Source organism: Spinactinospora alkalitolerans, from assembly GCF_013408795.1.
Classification (GTDB): domain Bacteria; phylum Actinomycetota; class Actinomycetes; order Streptosporangiales; family Streptosporangiaceae; genus Spinactinospora; species Spinactinospora alkalitolerans.
Genome location: NZ_JACCCC010000001.1, coordinates 5009804 through 5027285, shown reverse-complemented (window position 1 = coordinate 5027285; position 17482 = coordinate 5009804). Strand labels below are relative to the sequence as shown.

General features: G+C 67.6%; 12 protein-coding genes, 2 rRNA genes and 1 pseudogene. 9 read left to right on the top strand and 6 right to left on the bottom strand.

What is annotated here, in order from left to right; all coding sequences use genetic code 11:
• Positions 1-8 precede the first annotated feature (8 nt).
• A complete protein-coding gene (locus HDA32_RS22360; protein WP_179645069.1) occupies positions 9-1016 on the top strand; it encodes a zinc-binding dehydrogenase in 1008 nt (335 codons plus the stop codon).
• 149 nt (positions 1017-1165) lie between these two features.
• On the opposite strand, the gene HDA32_RS22355 is transcribed toward HDA32_RS22360, so the two are convergent.
• Positions 1166-2005: a maleylpyruvate isomerase family mycothiol-dependent enzyme gene (locus HDA32_RS22355; protein ID WP_179645068.1), complete on the bottom strand. Its 840-nt coding sequence runs from the start codon at positions 2003-2005 to the stop codon at positions 1166-1168.
• 130 nt (positions 2006-2135) lie between these two features.
• On the opposite strand from HDA32_RS22355, the gene HDA32_RS22350 reads away from it, so the two are divergent.
• The 3 genes from HDA32_RS22350 to HDA32_RS22340 all read left to right on the top strand — a co-directional run bounded on the left by HDA32_RS22350 (position 2136) and on the right by HDA32_RS22340 (position 5614).
• Positions 2136-3473, top strand: coding sequence for an alpha/beta hydrolase family protein (locus tag HDA32_RS22350; RefSeq protein ID WP_179645067.1), 1338 nt, complete (start codon positions 2136-2138; stop codon positions 3471-3473).
• A 341-nt stretch (positions 3474-3814) separates the two neighbouring features.
• Positions 3815-4627 carry a thioesterase family protein gene (locus HDA32_RS22345; RefSeq protein ID WP_179645066.1) on the top strand — a complete coding sequence of 271 codons (813 nt, stop codon included), beginning with the start codon at positions 3815-3817 and terminating at the stop codon, positions 4625-4627.
• A 213-nt stretch (positions 4628-4840) separates the two neighbouring features.
• Positions 4841-5614 (top strand): MBL fold metallo-hydrolase, encoded by a 774-nt coding sequence (locus HDA32_RS22340; protein WP_179645065.1) that lies wholly within the window; start codon positions 4841-4843, stop codon positions 5612-5614.
• Between the two features lie 74 nt (positions 5615-5688).
• Here HDA32_RS22340 and HDA32_RS30950 read toward each other — a convergent pair.
• The 3 genes and pseudogenes from HDA32_RS30950 to HDA32_RS22325 form a co-directional block, all read right to left on the bottom strand.
• Positions 5689-5847, bottom strand: a pseudogene (locus HDA32_RS30950) (IS481 family transposase); the annotation flags it as partial.
• Positions 5848-5981: 134 nt separating this feature from the next.
• Positions 5982-6413 (bottom strand): SRPBCC domain-containing protein, encoded by a 432-nt coding sequence (locus HDA32_RS22330; RefSeq protein WP_179645063.1) that lies wholly within the window; start codon positions 6411-6413, stop codon positions 5982-5984.
• Complete coding sequence (locus HDA32_RS22325) at positions 6410-6808, bottom strand: RidA family protein (protein ID WP_179645062.1); 399 nt, start codon at positions 6806-6808, stop codon at positions 6410-6412. Before HDA32_RS22325 ends, HDA32_RS22330 begins: the two co-directional genes overlap by 4 nt.
• A gap of 43 nt (positions 6809-6851) precedes the next feature.
• Here HDA32_RS22325 and HDA32_RS22320 point away from each other — a divergent pair, with 43 nt between their 5' ends.
• Positions 6852-7808: a helix-turn-helix transcriptional regulator gene (locus HDA32_RS22320; protein WP_218882553.1), complete on the top strand. Its 957-nt coding sequence runs from the start codon at positions 6852-6854 to the stop codon at positions 7806-7808.
• Positions 7809-7856: 48 nt separating this feature from the next.
• On the opposite strand, the gene HDA32_RS22315 is transcribed toward HDA32_RS22320, so the two are convergent.
• Positions 7857-8582, bottom strand: a complete 726-nt coding sequence (locus HDA32_RS22315; protein ID WP_179645061.1) for a hypothetical protein — start codon at positions 8580-8582, stop codon at positions 7857-7859.
• 310 nt (positions 8583-8892) lie between these two features.
• Between HDA32_RS22315 and rph the strand changes: the two genes are divergently transcribed.
• Both rph and rdgB read left to right on the top strand, forming a co-directional pair.
• Positions 8893-9570, top strand: coding sequence for a ribonuclease PH (rph, locus tag HDA32_RS22310; protein ID WP_376767024.1), 678 nt, complete (start codon positions 8893-8895; stop codon positions 9568-9570).
• An 8-nt stretch (positions 9571-9578) separates the two neighbouring features.
• Entirely contained in the window at positions 9579-10202 is a 624-nt protein-coding gene (gene rdgB / locus HDA32_RS22305; RefSeq protein ID WP_179645059.1) for an RdgB/HAM1 family non-canonical purine NTP pyrophosphatase, read from the top strand.
• Between the two features lie 114 nt (positions 10203-10316).
• On the opposite strand, the gene HDA32_RS22300 is transcribed toward rdgB, so the two are convergent.
• Positions 10317-11567, bottom strand: coding sequence for an Nramp family divalent metal transporter (locus HDA32_RS22300; protein ID WP_312863283.1), 1251 nt, complete (start codon positions 11565-11567; stop codon positions 10317-10319).
• Positions 11568-12431: 864 nt separating this feature from the next.
• On the opposite strand from HDA32_RS22300, the gene HDA32_RS22295 reads away from it, so the two are divergent.
• A 16S ribosomal RNA gene (locus HDA32_RS22295) occupies positions 12432-13966 on the top strand.
• Positions 13967-14282: 316 nt separating this feature from the next.
• Positions 14283-17364 (top strand): 23S ribosomal RNA (locus HDA32_RS22290).
• Together the 16S and 23S rRNA genes form the textbook arrangement of a ribosomal RNA operon.
• Positions 17365-17482 lie beyond the last annotated feature (118 nt).

Below are 17482 nucleotides of genomic sequence, written 5' to 3'. Positions count from 1 at the left end.
CGATCGCCATGCGCGTGGTGCAGGTGGAGCGGTTCGGCGGCCCCGAGGTCCTGGTGCCCGGCCGGATGCCGGATCCGGTCGCCGGGCCGGGACAGGCCGTAGTCGGCGTCTTCGCCGCTGACGTCATGTTCCTCGACACACAGATACGCAGCGGGTGGGGCGGGGAGTACTTCGCCGTGAGCCCGCCGTACGTGCCCGGCAACGGGGTGGCGGGGAGGGTGGTCTCGGCCGGGGAAGGCGTGGACGCCGACTGGATCGGCACCGACGTCATCACCGAGACGGGCAGGCGCGATCCCGGGACCGGACTGTCGGTCGCCCCCACGGACGGCTACGCCGAACAGGTCGCGGTACCGGCGAGCGGGCTCATCCGGCTGCCCGACGGGCTGGGCCCGCGCGAGGCGGTGGCGCTGCTGCACGACGGTCCCACCGCACTGATGCTGGCCGAGGCGGCCCGGATCAAACCCGATGACCGGGTGCTCGTCGCAGCGGCGGCCGGGGGCGCGGGCGGTCTGCTGGTCCAGCTCGCGCGCGCCGCGGGCGCACGGGTCATCGGTGCCGCCCGGGGTCGGCGCAAGCTGGATCTGGCGCGCGAGCTGGGCGCCGAGGCCGTGGTCGACTACTCCGAACCCGGCTGGACCGATCGGGTGCGGCAGTTCACCGACGGCCACGGGGCGGAGGTGGCCCTGGACGGCGCCGGCGGCCGGCTCGGCCGTTCGGCGTTCGACGTCACGGCGCGCGGCGGCCGTTTCATCGCCTACGGCGCGTCCGGCGGCGAGTTCGCCGGGATCGGTCCTCAGGAGTCGCAGAGCCGCGAGGTGGACGTCACGACCCTCTTCGACCTGCCATCCCTCGACGCCGCGGGCAAGAGGCGGCTGGTCGAAGAGGCGCTGGGTCATGCGGCGGCGGGCCGGATCCGGCCGTTCATCGGCCAGACCTTCGACCTGGAACGGGCGAGCGAAGCCCACGCCGCGATCGCGGCCCGCAGCACCCTCGGAAAGACCCTGCTGCTGACCTGAGGACGCCCTGCTTCCGCGCCGATCCTGAAAAGCCGTCGGTTCAGGCCCCACAGGGTCGGGACCGGCGCGAAAATCCCTGCGTCACCGCTTCCGCTTCCGGGCGCTGACGGCGCTGACGGCGCGGGGCGCCCGGAGCGGCTCCGGGCGGGTCAGACGATGATGGAGACCATCCGCGCGGCCGCCTCCGTCAGCGCCTCGTCGCCTTCGCGCACCACCAGCGGCCGGGCCTCCTCCGGCACCGTGTCGCGGGTGCACAGCCGCCAGAACGTGTCGGCGTCCGTCGTCAGCGCGGCGTCGGGCTCCTGCCCCCCGCCGTCGCCGCGCTCCAGGGCCCAGCGGCCCGCGCTCCTCGTCGCGGTCCAGGCCCCGCCGGAGTCGCCGGTGACCGCGTAGCGCACCCGGGTGCCCTCGGGCGGCCGCACGTCGCGCAGCGCGTGCGGCAGGGCGCGCATGAACGCGTCGACGACCGGGGCACGGAAACGCGGCTCGTCCAGGCGCGGGGCGCCGACGGCCTCCCTGATCTGCTGCTGGTGCACCCAGTACTCGGTGTAGTCCCGCGCGCAGTCCAGCCACATGGGCGCCGCCTCGGGGCCGGCCCAGGAGACGGGCAGGCCGGTCGCGTGCAGGTCCACCGACTCCCAGTAGGCGGCGATCCGCGCCGCGGCGTCGGTCAGCATCTCGACCAGCAGCCGCGGCGAGATCCTGGCGGCGGCCGGCACCCACTCGTCGTTGACCCGGTGGATGAAGGCGTTGAACGCCTCGCCCTCGCGCGGCGCCGACCGGGCGTGGCCGTCCCGCCCGCCGGACAGCCGCCCCAGGTGGTCGCCCAGGATGTGCGGTGCGAGGTCGCGCACGCTCCACCCCGCGCACGCCGTCGGGGCCCGCCACTGCTCCGCCGACAGGCCGTCGAGGAGAGCGAGCAGCCTCTCCTGCTCCCGTGTGAACAGCGGGCGGGCGTCGATCGCGGGGCCCAACGCGGAATCGCTCATGGGCCGATCCCACCATCCCGTGCTGGTCGAAGGCATCGGGTTTTCCACCCCTGGCGTGTGGCAGGCACCCCGCCGCCTTCGGGTGGCAGCACCGTCGCCGCGGCGGCTCCCCGGCTCCTAGCGTGCGGCCATGCCGAAAAAACCGAAGAACGCCGCGGTCCTTCGAGGGCCGGGCATCGTCGCCGGCGCGCTCGCCGCCGGACTCGCCCTGACCCTCTCGACCGCGCCGGCGCTCGCCGGCACCGCACCGGCCGCAATCCCCGAATCCCCCGGGGAGGGCTTCCGCTTCACCCTCCCCGAACCCACCGGGCGCCACGACGTCGGAACGGTCGAGCTCCACCTGGTCGACGAGGACCGCGCCGACCCGTGGAACCCCGAGCGGGCCAGGGAGCTCATGGTGAGCATCTGGTACCCGGCCAAGGGCGGCCGCGGCCACGAGCGCGCCCGGTACGCGCCTTCGGGGACGGCCGCCGCGCTCGACGCGGAGGTCGCCCCGCAGCTCGGGCTGGAACCGGGCGACCTCGACATCGCGGGCGTGCGGACCGCGGCCAGGACCGGCGTCCCCGCCGACCGGCGCCTCGGCGAGCGGCCGGTCGTGCTGTTCTCCCCGGGAGGCGGGGTCTCCCGGACCCTCGGCACCGCCCTCGTGCAGGACCTGGCGAGCCGCGGCTACGTCGTGGTGACCGTGGACCACACCGGCGAGGCGCCGGTGGAGTTCCCCGGCGGGCGCGTCGAGGGGGTGCGCTACGACGCCGAGGACCCCCACTTGTACCGCGACCTGATGGACGCCCGCGTGCGCGACACCCGCTTCCTGCTCGACGAGCTCGAGACCATCGAGGACGGCGGCAACCCCGACGCCGAGGGCCGCAGGCTGCCGCCCGGCCTCGGCCGGATCCTCGACCTGTCCGAGATCGGGATGTTCGGGCACTCCGCGGGCGGCTCCGCCGCGGCCCACACCATGCACGAGGACCGGCGCGTCGACGCCGGCATCGACATGGACGGGTCGATCTCCTTCGGCGCTCCGGGCTCGCAGCAGCGGGCCGACTTCGAGGAGCGCTTCCCGGTCGCCCAGCGCGGCCTGGACCGGCCGTTCATGCTCATGGGCGGCAGCGGCGAGAAGGACCCCGAAAACCCCGGCGCCGACCCCGCGCACACCCATGAGACGTTCGACGACTGGGCAGCCCTCTGGGACAACTCCACCGGCTGGAAACTCGACGTGAACTTCCCCGAGGCCCGGCACTTCTCGTTCACCGACCACCTGGTGGCCCTGCCCCGGATCAGGGAGGAGTTCGACCTGGACGAGGCGCTCATCACCCCCGCCATCGGCACGGTGGACGACCCCGCGCGGATGCACCGCTCCCAGCGCGCCTACGTCGCGGCGTTCTTCGACGAGCACCTGCGGCACCGGCCCCAGCCGCTCCTCGACGCCGAATCCCCGGAGCACCCCGACGCGCGCTTCATCCCCTAGTGTCCTGAGTCGTTGTTTCGGTGAATCGTGGTGTGCCGGGGGAGGGCGCTCAGGTCATCGGGTGGCGCCGCTGCGGTCCTGAGGGCATGGCCGGTGTCTGGCGACCGGGTCCGTACGGGGGGTCGGCTGTCGCGGTGCGCGCAGGCCGCCGGCGGCGCAGCGGCGGCGGCGCGGGCGCGAGACGCGATGGCGACGGTGCTGCGGCGCTACGAGGACGGCGGAGCGGTGCGGCTGCCCGTCGGTGGATGGGTGGTCACCGCCCGGACGCAGTCCTCTCGGCCGCGGTCGCTGAAGACCATCCCGCCTGGCATTTTCAGAACGCAGTTCGGTTCAATGTCCTCATGACACGATTCGACTCAGCGACCGCGGTCACCAAGGCCGGCGACGGCCACTACACCGTCGACCTCGACCCCGGCTACCTCATCGGCAGCGCCCTCAACGGCGGCTACCTCATGACGGTGCTGCAACGGGCGGCCCTGGCCGAGTCCGCGCACCCCCACGCCGTCTCCTCCTCCTTCCACTTCCTGCGGCCCGGCGGCGAGGGCCCCGCCGACATCGACGTCGCGGTCCTCAAGCCGGGCCGCACCGTCAGCACCATCCAGGTCACCCTGCGCCAGGGCGGCAAACCCCTGGTCACGGGCCTCATCGCCAGCGGGGCGCTCGACGAGTCGGCGGCCCCCGTCTACGAGGCGCCGCCCGCCGAGATCCCGCCGATCGAGCAGTGCCACCGCTACGACCCGCGCCAGGGCCGGTCGGCGAGCATGGGCTTCCCCGACCGCGTCGACCAGTACTACAGCCGCGAGACCTACGCCATGCTCGCCCGCACCGCCGACCCGGCCGGGGCCGCTCCGCGACTGCGGGGCCACATCCGGCTCAGCGAGGGCGACGGCGGCCACAGCGAGGACCCCGCCCGGTTCCTGCCGCTGGCCGTCGACGCGCTGCCGCCCGTCGTCACCGTCCTCGACTCCTGGCGCTGGGCCCCCACCGTCGAGCTCACCTGGCACATGCGCGCCGTCCCCGCCCCCGGTCCGCTCGCCTTCCGCGCCAGGGCCGACCTGGTCAGCGACGGCTGGTTCGACGAGACCGTCGACCTGTGGGACACCAAGGGCCGCCTCGTCGCCCAAAGCCGCCAACTCGCACGCGTCGGAACGTGAAAACAGTCGCCGAGCAGCAAAAATAAGGTGGGGTGCCTGGTGTGAAGGCATCACATGTGATTCACACCGCCTGAGACGCGAGCCACATTTGGTACCACCGGAGCGGTCATTGGGGTAGACCCGTAACACGGGACACCCGTGATCCGTAAGACCCGGCCCCGCGCATACGGCGGGGTCTTACGCGGAGGCACCTCACCGAAAAGGCTTTACGACGTGCGACTCACCATCATCGGCTCATCGGGGAGCTTCCCCGGCCCGGCCAGTCCGGCGTCCTGTTACCTCGTGGAGGCCGACGGCTTCCGTGTCCTGCTGGACCTGGGCAACGGCGCCCTGGGGGCCCTGCAGAGGTACGCCGACATCTACGCGATCGACGCGGTCTACCTCAGCCACCTGCACGCCGACCACTGCTTCGACCTGTGCTCCTACTGGGTCGCCCGCACCTACCCCGCGGGCGGGCCCAAGCCGCGCATCCCCGTCTACGGTCCCCCCGGCGTCGCCGACCGCATGGCCGAGGCCTACGGGCTCGACCCCGACCCCGGCATGCGCGAGACCTTCGACTTCCACGAGCTGACCCCCGGCACCCGGCGGATCGGCCCGTTCACCGCTCACCTCGACGTCGTCAACCACCCCGTCGACGCCTTCGGCATCCGGCTGGAGCACAGCGGCGCCGCGCTCACCTACTCCGGCGACACCGGCGCCTGCGACGAGATCGTCCGGCTCGCCCGCGACACCGACCTGTTCCTGTGCGAGTCGTCCTTCCACGACCACCAGGAGCACCCCAAGGACATGCACCTCACCGGCAGCGAGGCCGGCGACCACGCCCGCCGCGCCGGCGCGCGCAAACTCGTCCTCACCCACCTCGTCCCGTGGAACGACGACGAGCGCTCGCTCGCCGAGGCCAGGACCACCTACAACGGGCCGGTCGAACTCGCCCGCCCCGGCGCCGTCCACGAGATCACCGGCCCGCGCGTCCCGAGCACCGCCTAGTCGTACGAGGCCGGGACGTCGGTGACGGTGACCCGCAATCGGGCCGCCGGTGGCCGGTCGCCGACAGCGCTGCAGGCTTCGGTGCAGGCGAGGCGGCTGAAGCCGTCGACGGCGGAGCGGAGGTACACGTAGCCGCCGCGTTCGGTCTTCTTCCTGCGCCGGTCCACGCCCTTAGCGCGTTCGCTGCCTCTGCCATGGGCCCGCCGGCCGCCACCGTCCGTGATACGGCTGATGAGACGCCCGTTTGGGCGGCGACGTGCGCGATGGGCCGCTCCTGGCATCGAGCTACCGGGCGACGGCGTCATTCCACCGTCAGCGGAGAGCCGTGGTGGGGTGCCGAGGGGGCCGGTCTGGTTCACAACAGTCGTCAGACCTCGGCGAGGGCAGCCACCAGAGCAGTGATGACGCCCCGCCAGTGGCGGCGCTGCCGCTCACGTTCGGATGCATCGGCCAGCCGTTCCTGATGGACTACCAGCATCGCCCGCCCCGCACCCGCGGACCGTACGGCCAGTTGCAATGTCGTGTCGTGGGACCAGTCGGGCGGCTGCCAGGTGAGCCGGACGCGGTCGAGTTCGCGGAAGCTGCGTGTCTCACCGCGGACTCCGGTCGTGGTTTCGTAGCCCGCGCCTTGCTCCGACAAGACGGTGACGCCCTCGCCCAGCCAGATGGCTACGCCCGCTGGCGAGGTGATGAAGGCCCACACCTCGTCGACAGGGCGGTCGACGGTCTTCGACACCCCAATCTGCCAGCCGGCATCACGGGTCCGGCCGACCTCTCTCCGCTTCCACCCGTCGCTCACGGCGTCACCGCCGCGACAGCGCTGACTTCAACGAGCGCGCCCGGGACGGCCAGACCGGCGACACGCATGACCACGACTGGCGGCGCTGCGCCCGCCAATGCGGCGGCGGCGACGGGATAAGCCTCCGTGAGGTCGAGGCCATCGACCACGAGGATCGTCATCAGCACCAGATCGTGGACACCGGCACCTGCGGAAGCCAGCGCGACGTGCAGATTCGTCATCACCTGCCGGGTCTGAGCGGCGGCGTCGCCCCCGCCGACGAGTCGGCCGTCGCCGTCGACGGCGTTCTGGCCGCCGACGTAGATCGTCGTCGCACCGGGCGACACCACCGCGACGTGGCTGAAAGCGGGAGAGCGCACGAGTCCTTCGGGGCGTAGCAGTGACTTCTGGGTCATGTCATCCAGGATGGCGCAATACCCGGTCAGATAGTGTCCGGGTATGCAGGACCATCAGCCAGTGAGCACAGCAAGTCGCCGCCTTGAGACGCTCTCACTGCTGCAGACACACCCGGGTATATCCGCCACCGGCCTTGCCGCCCGACTCGGCGTCACAGAACGCACCGCACGCCGTGACATCGCGCAACTGCGTGAGCTCGGCTACCGCATCGACGCCGAGGCGGGCCGGACAGGCGGTTACCGGCTCGCGCACGGTCGCACGATGCCTCCGCTACTGCTGGACGCAGACGAGGCCGCCGCGGTCGCACTCGGACTGCGGACAGCGGTTGCCGTCGAAGGACTGGAGACCGCGGCGGTCACCGCGCTGGCCAAGCTCACTCAGGTCGTGCCATCGCGCTGGCGGGCCCGGCTTACCGCACTCGCAGACGTACAGGCACTGCCAGGGCGATCCGCGCGCCGCGCCGGCCGCGACGTACTCATCCCCGCCGCGCTCGCCTGTCGCGCGAACGAAGCCATCCGCATCCGCCACCGCCGTAACGACACCTCGCAGGCGACGCCCATCGACGTACAGCCCCACCGCCTGGTGACTCTGCGCCGTCGCTGGTACCTTGTCGCATGCCCGCGCGGGGCCATGGAGTGGATGGTTTACGCCGTCGACCGTATCGACCACGTCCAGCCGCTCGGCATCCGCATCCAATCCCCTGAGCCACCGGCCGACGCCGCCGAACTCGTCGCTGACATCCTCGCGCATGGACCGTGGCGGCACCGCGTCCGCGTCCGGGTTCACACGTCGGCCGACCTCGTCCGCGAAGTCGTCGACCCGAGCGTCGCCACCGTGATCGGCGATGACGATGAATGCCAACTCCACTTCGGCACCGACGACCTCGACTGGGCCGCCCGCTGGCTCGCCTACCTCAACCTCGACATCGACATCATCGAACCGAGCTCACTCAACGACCATCTGCGGGCATTCGGCAACTGGCTGCTCGAACGCCACTGACGACACCCCGCGAAAGCCGGCTGTCACCGACGTCCCGGCCCGCAACACCTAGTCGGCGGGCTCCTCGCCGCCGGCCCCGTCCTCGGAGCCGTCCTCGTCGGCCCCGGGGTCGCCGCCGACCTCGGAGTCGTCACCGGCCTCCTCCGCCAGCAGGTCGCCGGCCGTCGCCGTGGCGACGGCGAGCAGCTCGTCGTCGCCGACCACATCGGCGTTTGCGGTGATCGACACCTGCATGCCCGGAACGTGCAGGGCCACGCCCGAGAACACCTGTCCGGCCCGCCACTCCGCGATGCCGCCCAGCTCCTCCACCTCGGGGGTGATGAAGAAGTCCGGGTTCGACGCCGCCGAGGCCGGGATGTGCCCGAGATGGTCGACCAGGCTCTCCCCCGGCGCGTAGGTCACCATCACGACCTCGCTCCAGTCGCTGCGGCTGAACCCCGCCCACGAGCACTCCAGCCGCATGTCGGTGCGGACCTCCTCGAAGTCCGGCTCCGCCATCTGGTCGGTGAACTCATCCAGGTGCGCCTTCAGCCCGGCGGCCTCGCACGACTCCGGCAGCGGCAGGGGATCGACGGGCTCGATGTCCTCAGGGGACACGCTCGGAGTCGGCACCGGCCGGCCGTCCACCTCCTCCGACCGCTGCGGTTCCGGTGACGACGGGGACGGCTCCGCGGCGTCCACCGGCTCCGGCTCCTCGGTGCACCCCGCCGCCGACACGGTCAGGAGCAGGGCCGCCCCGCTGATGGCGAACTTCGTCGCGATCGTGGTCTTCAAGTCCGGTTTCATGACGAGGAGCCCTTTGGGAATCGGGGAGATGGCGCCCGCCCGCGAATCTCCGGGACGGGGACGGTGTCCTTGATCGTGTCACTTCGCGGCGGTCCGCGCTCCTTCGGCGCGAAGAGCGCCGCTCGACGATCCGATCGGTTACGACGTGTACGACATCGCGCGCGGATCGGACAAGGCGCGGGCAACAGGGGCAACGACATTGTTATGCCGCGCGAAACGCGCACGGCCGGTCCGCGGCCCCCGATAGGCTCGATCCATGGCTCGACCCGACGGACGCACTCCGAACGAACTCCGCCCCGTGACCATCACCCGCAAGTGGCTGCGGCACGCCGAGGGCTCGGCCCTCGTCGAATTCGGCGACACCCGCGTGCTGTGCGCGGCGACCGTCGAGGACGGCGTGCCTCGCTGGCGCCGGGGCACCGGTGAGGGCTGGGTCACCGCCGAATACGCGATGTTGCCCCGCTCCACCGACACGCGCGGGGCGCGGGAGTCGGTCAAGGGCAAGATCGGCGGGCGCACGCACGAGATCTCCCGGCTCATCGGCCGGTCCCTGCGCGCGGTCATCGACTTCAAGGCGATGGGCGAGCACACCATCACCCTCGACTGCGACGTGCTGCAGGCCGACGGCGGTACCCGCACCGCCGCCATCACCGGTGCCTACGTGGCGCTCGTCGACGCGGTGAAGTACCTGCGCAAGCACCGCAACCTCAAGCGCGACCCCCTCACCGGCTCGGTCTCCGCCGTCAGCGTCGGCATCGTCCAGGGGCAGTCGCGCCTCGACCTCAACTACCTGGAGGACTCGGTCGCCCAGACCGACATGAACGTCGTCGTCACCGGCGACGGCCAGTTCATCGAGGTCCAGGGCACCGCGGAGGGCGCCCCGTTCGACCGCTCCAGCCTCGACGGCCTCCTCGACCTCGCCGTCGACGGATGCGTCCGGCTCACCGAGATCCAGAAGAAGGCGCTGGTGGGGTGAGCGCCGGGATGAGCACCGCCAGGACGATCGTGCTGGCCACGCACAACGCCAAGAAGGTCCCGGAGATGCGGGCCATTCTCGCCGAGGCCGGCCTCGACATCGAGGTGGTCGGGCTCGACGCGCACCCCGGTGCGCCCGATGTCGCCGAGACCGAGTCCACCTTCACCGGCAACGCGCTGCTCAAGGCACGCGCGGTCGCCCGCCACACCGGCCTGCCGGCCGTCGCCGACGACTCCGGCCTGCGCGTGGACGAGCTGAACGGCATGCCCGGTGTCTTGTCCGCCCGCTGGTCCGGCCGCTTCGGCACCGCGACCGGCGACAAGGACCGCGCCAATCTCGAACTGGTCCTCGACCAGCTCGCCGACACCCCTGACGAGCGCCGCGGCGCGGAGTTCGTCTCGGCCGCCGCGCTCGTGCTGCCGACGGGAGAGGAGCGTGTCGTCGAGGGCGTCATGCGGGGCGCGCTCATCACCGAGCCGCGCGGGGACAACGGGTTCGGCTACGACCCGATCTTCGTGCCCGAGGGCGAGACGCGCACCACGGCGGAGATGAGCGCGGCCGAGAAGAACGCGATCAGCCACCGGGGCATCGCGTTCCGGCTGCTCGCCGAGGAGCTGCGGAAACCGGGCTGACCCCTGCGGGCCGGGCGCGGCGGCCGCGTCGCGCCCGGCCCCGTGACGACGTGTGGCCACCGCCGGGGAAGGGCGGTGGCCACAGCGGTGCGGCGGGAGAACGCGGCGGCGGGATCACGCCCCCGTGAAGGTCTCCCACAGGTCGTGCCCGAGCAGCACGATGAACAGCAGGCCCGCGACGGCCAGGCCGAGGTTGCTCAGCCAGCCGTTGCGCCACTCCCGCGGGGTCCGCCCGGAGTTGAGCAGCCATATCAGCGTCAGCGCCAGGAACGGCATGAAGAACGCGCCGAAGACGCCGTAGATGATGACGAGCTCGTCAACGGGCCGCCCCCGGAACACCACGATCAGCGGGGGGAAGGTCAGCCACAGCGCGTAGGCGCGAAACGCCCAGCTCCGCTCCCGCTCCTCCACCGGGCGGTTGGTCCTGCCCCGGACGTGCCCGACGAAGTCGGCGAACAGCAGGCTGACGCCGTGCCACACGCCGAGCACCGACGAGTACGCCGCCGAGAAGAACCCGATGAGGAACAGGATCGCGATGGCGCGGCCGAACCGCTCCTCAAGGACGTCGCCCAGTTGCAGCAGGCCCTGCTCGCCCGATTCGAGGGCCAGGTTGGCGCTGTAGAGGAGCTCGGCGCCCACGATCAGCATCGCGATGACGAAGACCCCGGTGGTGATGTAGGCGACGCGGTTGTCCCAGCGCATCACCTTGATCCAGGCGGCGTCCCGCCAGCCCTTCGCGTTGACCCAGTAGCCGTACGCGGCCATCGTGATCGTGCCGCCGACCCCGCCGACCAGGCCCATCGTGTAGACGGCCGAGCCCTCGGGCAGCGTCGGGACCAGGCCGGCGAGCGTCGCACCGATGTCGGGCGTGAGGTAGGCGGCCAGGCCGACCACGGTCACGAACATGACGCCGACCAGGGCGGTCATGGCCTTTTCCAGCAGCGAGTAGCGGTTGAACCACACGAACAGCAGAGCCGAGAGGCCGACGAGGACGGCCCACGCCCACAGCGGAACCGCGGGGAAGAGCGACGCCAGCGGTAACGCGGTGGCCGACATGGCGGTGGCGCCGTAGACGAGGCCCCAGATGACGATGTAGGGCGCGAAGTAGACGTGCGTCCACCGGCCCAGGCTGCTCCAGCCGTCGAAGATCGTCCGCCCGGTCGCCAGGTGCCAGCGTCCGGTCGCCTCCGCGAGGGCGATCTTGACCAGGCAGCCGACGATGGTCGCCCACAGCAGGGTGTAGCCGAATCGCTGACCCGCGATCAGAGTGGCCACCAGGTCGCCGGTCCCGACACCTGTGGCGGCCACGACGAACCCAGGACCGATCAGTTTCCAGCTTGCTCTTCGTTGTTCGGTGACTGCCACGGAAGCCCCTTCTACCAACCCGAATCGGTGCGAAAAGCGTAATTCCATGATCACGTGTTGCAACGCCCTGCGCCGCAGTCGTCGCCCGATCGATATGACCCGGGTCACCGTGCGGCTCCGCGAGTCCGGCTCCGTGGGCGTGGCGCCGGGAGACCGCCTGGTCATGGGCTGAGTCATGGGCTGATCGAGCCGGAGGCGGACCAGGCGTGTTCGGTTTGCGTTGCCCGGGGCATCGGGTAGTGTTCTCCAGGTCGCCACGGCGAGGGCCGCTCGGCCGGAGCCTGGACGACGATCTTCCAAAAAAGGGTTCGAAGCATTGACTTCGAGCGTGTAAGCTTGGAAGGAACGGACCGCGGGAACCGAACATCCCCCCGGATGGTCGGCCGGGTCCACACTCCTCGGACGAAACGAGCGCCTCGGCGGTCGTGTCCATCACTCGCACGTCGCGCGGATCGGTCTCTTTGACCGTTTTTCGGATGGCTCGCTGGAATTACCGGTTAAAACGGTAATTCGAGAGAGTAGGGTGTAGGAAAGTCCATTTCGGAGCCGGAATCGCCGGAAACGCCAATTTGGCGGAACGGTGGGGCTCTGATAAAGTGGAGTCACAACAAAGCGGAAGCGCCGCTGCTGCTGAAGAGCGACTGGTTTGGTCGGCTTGTGTGTGGTGGGCGGTTGTTTTTTGAGAACTCAACAGCGCGATGTTTGTTTTTCTTTATAGCCATGTTTGTTTTGGCCCCGTGCATCGTCCGTTGGATGGTGTGGGGTTCCTTTGATTGGCCGACCCTTTTTGTTGGGTTGGTTGGTCGGGGTTGTTCTCTTCGAGGTTTTCCTCCTGCCCTGGTCGGGGTGGGGGGTGTTTGGCCTTTGATGGAGAGTTTGATCCTGGCTCAGGACGAACGCTGGCGGCGTGCTTAACACATGCAAGTCGAGCGGTAAGGCCCTTCGGGGTACACGAGCGGCGAACGGGTGAGTAACACGTGAGTAACCTGCCCCTGACTTCGGGATAAGCCCGGGAAACCGGGTCTAATACCGGATACGACGCCGGCCTGCATGGGCTCGGTGTGGAAAGTTGTTTCGGTTGGGGATGGGCTCGCGGCCTATCAGCTTGTTGGTGGGGTGATGGCCTACCAAGGCGGTGACGGGTAGCCGGCCTGAGAGGGCGACCGGCCACACTGGGACTGAGACACGGCCCAGACTCCTGCGGGAGGCAGCAGTGGGGAATCTTGCGCAATGGGCGGAAGCCTGACGCAGCGACGCCGCGTGGGGGATGACGGCCTTCGGGTTGTAAACCTCTTTTACCACTCACGCAGGCATCCGGTTTTCCGGGTGTTGACGGTAGGTGGGGAATAAGGACCGGCTAACTACGTGCCAGCAGCCGCGGTAATACGTAGGGTCCGAGCGTTGTCCGGAATTATTGGGCGTAAAGAGCTCGTAGGCGGCTGGTCGCGTCTGCTGTGAAAGCCCGGGGCTTAACTTCGGGTGGGCAGTGGATACGGGCCGGCTTGAGGTAGGTAGGGGAGACTGGAATTCCTGGTGTAGCGGTGAAATGCGCAGATATCAGGAGGAACACCGGTGGCGAAGGCGGGTCTCTGGGCCTTACCTGACGCTGAGGAGCGAAAGCGTGGGGAGCGAACAGGATTAGATACCCTGGTAGTCCACGCCGTAAACGTTGGGCGCTAGGTGTGGGGACTTTCCACGGTCTCCGTGCCGTAGCTAACGCATTAAGCGCCCCGCCTGGGGAGTACGGCCGCAAGGCTAAAACTCAAAGGAATTGACGGGGGCCCGCACAAGCGGCGGAGCATGTTGCTTAATTCGACGCAACGCGAAGAACCTTACCAAGGTTTGACATCGCCCACGTACCCGTAGAGATGCGGGGTCATTTGGTTGGTGGGTGACAGGTGGTGCATGGCTGTCGTCAGCTCGTGTCGTGAGATGTTGGGTTAAGTCCCGCAACGAGCGCAACCCTTGTTCCATGTTGCCAGCACGTGGTGGTGGGGACTCATGGGAGACTGCCGGGGTCAACTCGGAGGAAGGTGGGGATGACGTCAAGTCATCATGCCCCTTATGTCTTGGGCTGCAAACATGCTACAATGGCCGGTACAGAGGGCGTGCGATGCCGTGAGGTGGAGCGAATCTCTTAAAGCCGGTCTCAGTTCGGATTGGGGTCTGCAACTCGACCCCATGAAGGTGGAGTCGCTAGTAATCGCGGATCAGCAACGCCGCGGTGAATACGTTCCCGGGCCTTGTACACACCGCCCGTCACGTCACGAAAGTCGGCAACACCCGAAACGTGTGGCCCAACCCCTTGCGGGAGGGAGTGCGTGAAGGTGGGGCTGGCGATTGGGACGAAGTCGTAACAAGGTAGCCGTACCGGAAGGTGCGGCTGGATCACCTCCTTTCTAAGGAGTCTGTGAGAGTCAGCCGTTTTTCCGACGTGGTTGACGGACTCGAGAGTGGACCCGATGTTCTGGCGTTTCTGCTGGAGGTCGTCGGGGTGGCGTGAAGGAGAACGAGCAGTCCCCTGGTCGTCTGGAAGGGCCGGGGGCGCGCTGTTGGGTGTCTGAGGAAGCAACCGCTGGTTGTTTTCCGCGGGTGCCATCCCATGCGAAGACGCTGGTTGTCCCGGGTTGTTTCGGGTTTGCCGGTTGTTTTAGCCGGGTGTGTGGTGTGTGTTTTGATTTGTGGATAGTGTGCGCGAGCATCTTGTATCTGTGGTGGCCAAGTTAGTGTGGCATACGGTGGATGCCTTGGCACCAGGCGCCGATGAAGGACGTGGGAGGCCGCGATAGTCCACGGGGAGTTGTCAACCGGGCGTTGATCCGTGGGTTTCCGAATGGGGTAACCTAGCCTGTTTCATAGCAGGTTGCCGCTGCCTGAATGTATAGGGTGGTTGGTGGTGACGCGGGGAAGTGAAACATCTCAGTACCCGTAGGAAGAGAAGACAATAGTGATTCCCTGAGTAGTGGTGAGCGAAAGGGGATGGTGGCTAAACCGTGCGCGTGTGAGACCCGGCAGGGGTTGCGTGTGCGGGGTTGTGGGATGCATCTGGCCTAGTCTGCCGGCTGGGCGCGGTGATGGTCGGGTTAGCTGAAGTCGTTGGGAAGCGACGCCGGAGTGGGTGAGAGTCCCGTAGGTGAAGGCCCGGTCTAGCCGTTGGTGTGGTCCCGAGTAGCGCGGAGCTCGAGGAATTCCGTGTGAATCTGGCAGGACCACCTGTCAAGCCTGAATACGTCCTGGTGACCGATAGTGCACGAGTACCGTGAGGGAAAGGTGAAAAGTGCCCCGGTGAGGGGTTGTGAAATAGTACCTGAAACCGTGTGCTGTCAAGCCGTCAGAGCCTTTCGGGGTGATGGCGTGCCTTTTGAAGAATGAGCCTGCGAGTCGTGGTGTGTGGCGAGGTTAACCCGGGTGGGGTAGCCGTAGCGAAAGCGAGTCTGAAGAGGGCGTGTGAGTCGCATGCTGTGGACCCGAAGCGGGGTGATCTACCCATGTCCAGGGTGAAGCGGAGGTAAGACTTCGTGGAGGCCCGAACCCACCAGGGTTGAAAACCTGGGGGATGAGGTGTGGGTAGGGGTGAAAGGCCAATCAAACTCCGTGATAGCTGGTTCTCCCCGAAATGCATTTAGGTGCAGCGTCGTGTGTTGCTTGCCGGAGGTAGAGCGACTGGTTGGCTGATGGGCCCGACAAGGTTACTGAGGTCAGCTAAACTCCGAATGCCGGTGAAGTTAGCGCGGCAGTGAGACTGCGGGGGATAAGCTTCGTAGTCGAGAGGGAAACAGCCCAGATCATCAGCTAAGGCCCCTAAGCGTGTGCTAAGTGGGAAAGGTTGTGGAGTTGCTGAGACAACCAGGAGGTTGGCTTAGAAGCAGCCATCCTTTAAAGAGTGCGTAATAGCTCACTGGTCAAGTGGTTCTGCGCCGATAATGTAGCGGGGCTGAAGTGCACCGCCGAAGCTGTGGATGCACACCGTTGGGTGTGTGTGGTAGGGGAGCGTCGTGCATGAGGTGAAGCCGCGGGGTGACCGTGTGGTGGATTGTGTGCGAGTGAGAATGCAGGCATGAGTAGCGAGACCGGCGTGGGAAACGCCGGCGCCGATTGACTAAGGGTTCCTGGGGCAGGTTAATCCGCCCAGGGTGAGTCGGGGCCTAAGGCGAGGCCGACAGGCGTAGTCGATGGATAACGGGTTGATATTCCCGTACCCGTTCACGTGCGCCCGTACCGGGGCCTCTGAGACTAACCACCACCGAAGCTGCTGGTGGCCTTCGGGCTTCTGGCGGTGGAGGCGTGGGGCCTGAGGGGGTAGTAGGTAAGTGATGGGGTGACGCAGGAGGGTAGCTCTACCGGGCGGTGGTTGTCCCGGGATAAGCGTGTAGCCCGGAGTGCAGGCAAATCCGTGCTCCGTTGAGGGTGAGGCGTGATGTCGAGGCGTTGAGCCGAAGTGAGTGATCCCATGCTGTCGAGAAAAGCCTCTAGCGAGTGCGTGGGCGGCCCGTACCCGAAACCGACGCAGGTGGTCAGGTCGAGTAGACCGAGGCGTTCGGGTGAACCATGGTTAAGGAACTCGGCAAATTGTCCCCGTAACTTTGGGAGAAGGGGAGCCCTGTCCGGTGAGCACACGTGCTGTGTGAGCTGGGTGGGGTCGCAGATAGCAGGGGGAAGCGACTGTTTACTAAAAACACAGGTCCGTGCGAAGTCGTAAGACGCGGTATACGGACTGACGCCTGCCCGGTGCCGGAACGTTAAGAGGACTGGTCAGCCCGTTTCGGCGGGTGACGCTGGGAATCTAAGCGCCGGTAAACGGCGGTGGTAACTATAACCATCCTAAGGTAGCGAAATTCCTTGTCGGGTAAGTTCCGACCTGCACGAATGGCGTAACGACTTCCCCGCTGTCTCAACCATGGGCCCGGTGAAATTGCACTACGAGTAAAGATGCTCGTTTCGCGCAGCAGGACGGAAAGACCCCGGGACCTTCACTATAGCTTGACATTGGTGTTTGGGATGGTTTGTGTAGGATAGGTGGGAGCCGGTGAAGCCGCCACGCTAGTGGGGGTGGAGGCGTTGGTGAAATACCACTCTGACTGTTTCGGGCATCTAACCTGGGACCGTGATCCGGTTCGGGGACAGTGTCTGGTGGGTAGTTTAACTGGGGCGGTTGCCTCCTAAAGGGTAACGGAGGCGCCCAAAGGTTCCCTCAGCCTGGTTGGCAATCAGGTGTTGAGTGTAAGTGCACAAGGGAGCTTGACTGTGAGACGGACGTGTCGAGCAGGTGCGAAAGCAGGGACTAGTGATCCGGCACCGGCGTGTGGAAGCGGTGTCGCTCAACGGCTAAAAGGTACCCCGGGGATAACAGGCTGATCTTCCCCAAGAGTCCATATCGACGGGATGGTTTGGCACCTCGATGTCGGCTCGTCGCATCCTGGGGCTGGAGTTGGTCCCAAGGGTTGGGCTGTTCGCCCATTAAAGCGGCACGCGAGCTGGGTTTAGAACGTCGTGAGACAGTTCGGTCCCTATCCGCTGCGCGCGTTGGAGACTTGAGAAGGGCTGTCCCTAGTACGAGAGGACCGGGACGGACGAACCTCTGGTGTGCCAGTTGTCCCGCCAGGGGCATGGCTGGTTGGCTACGTTCGGGAGGGATAACCGCTGAAAGCATCTAAGCGGGAAACCTGCTTCGAGATGAGGTCTCCTGCCACCGTGAGTGGGTAAGGCCTCCAGTAGACGACTGGGTTGATAGGCCGGGTGTGGAAGCACTGTGAGGTGTGGAGCTGACCGGTACTAATCGGCCGAGGGCTTGTCCACCGCAGATGACTGGATGCTCGCGCACACGAATCCGCCCCCCCGGGAGGGGGTGCACGGATCGCACACACTGGTTTGATTTCTTCATATGGTTTCGCGCTTTTTTCCGCGCGGCCCTTAGG

Bases quoted from the DNA above. Each gene is read 5' to 3' on its own strand.
- HDA32_RS22325 (WP_179645062.1), bottom strand. From the start codon at position 6,808: ATGACCCAGAAGTCACTGCTACGCCCCGAAGGACTCGTGCGCTCTCCC.
- HDA32_RS22360 (WP_179645069.1), top strand. From the start codon at position 9: ATGCGCGTGGTGCAGGTGGAGCGGTTCGGCGGCCCCGAGGTCCTGGTG.
- rdgB (WP_179645059.1), top strand. From the start codon at position 9,579: ATGAGCACCGCCAGGACGATCGTGCTGGCCACGCACAACGCCAAGAAG.
- HDA32_RS22320 (WP_218882553.1), top strand. From the start codon at position 6,852: ATGCAGGACCATCAGCCAGTGAGCACAGCAAGTCGCCGCCTTGAGACG.
- HDA32_RS22350 (WP_179645067.1), top strand. From the start codon at position 2,136: ATGCCGAAAAAACCGAAGAACGCCGCGGTCCTTCGAGGGCCGGGCATC.
- HDA32_RS22345 (WP_179645066.1), top strand. From the start codon at position 3,815: ATGACACGATTCGACTCAGCGACCGCGGTCACCAAGGCCGGCGACGGC.
- HDA32_RS22355 (WP_179645068.1), bottom strand. From the start codon at position 2,005: ATGAGCGATTCCGCGTTGGGCCCCGCGATCGACGCCCGCCCGCTGTTC.